The sequence below is a fragment of the Mesorhizobium sp. M7A.F.Ca.AU.002.02.1.1 genome, from assembly GCF_003998535.1.
Taxonomy (GTDB): domain Bacteria; phylum Pseudomonadota; class Alphaproteobacteria; order Rhizobiales; family Rhizobiaceae; genus Mesorhizobium; species Mesorhizobium ciceri.
Window position 1 is genome coordinate 1 of the sequence record NZ_RZPB01001447.1, and the last position, 553, is coordinate 553.

General features: G+C 64.0%; 1 protein-coding gene. It reads right to left on the bottom strand.

Going from position 1 to position 553, the window contains the following annotated elements; all coding sequences use genetic code 11:
- On the bottom strand, positions 1-553 hold a 553-nt coding region (locus tag EN879_RS38275; RefSeq protein WP_164774958.1), incomplete at both ends, for a hypothetical protein.

The window sequence follows — 553 nt, forward strand, 5'->3', positions numbered from 1 at the left end:
CTATGGTGGCGCCGCCGGTGAAATTGGTCCAATCGCCGTCGCGCTTCAGGTCGACGCCGATGCCGCTGATTTCGGTGGTTCCGGAAGTGACGCTGTCAGCCTTTATCGAACCGGCGATCGCCGGCGCCTTGAGATAATTGGCGATCAGCGCATTGACGGTGATGGCCTTGGCCGTCACGTCGCCACGCGCGATCGAAGTGCTCTTCGCATCGATCGCGACGGAGGGCGCGTCGCCCTCCTTGGCAAAGCCGATGGTGCCGTCGATGTCGCCCGTCACCGCCTGGCCGGCGAGTGCGGCCAACTGGTCGATAGCGGGCGCGTCGAGCGTCAGCGTGCCGAGCGGCATGTACTTGTCGTCCAGCGCGAGATCGCCCGAGACCTTGTTGTCGCCCAGCGAGACCAGGAATCCGTTGATCGAACGCTTGCCCTCGCTTGTCACCAGTGCTGCCTTGATATCGAGCGGCTGGTCGTTGACGGAGCCGGTCAGCGATACGTTGGCGGCGGGACTGGTGATATCGGCCTTGCCGCTCGCCGTCAGCTTGATGCTCTTCAC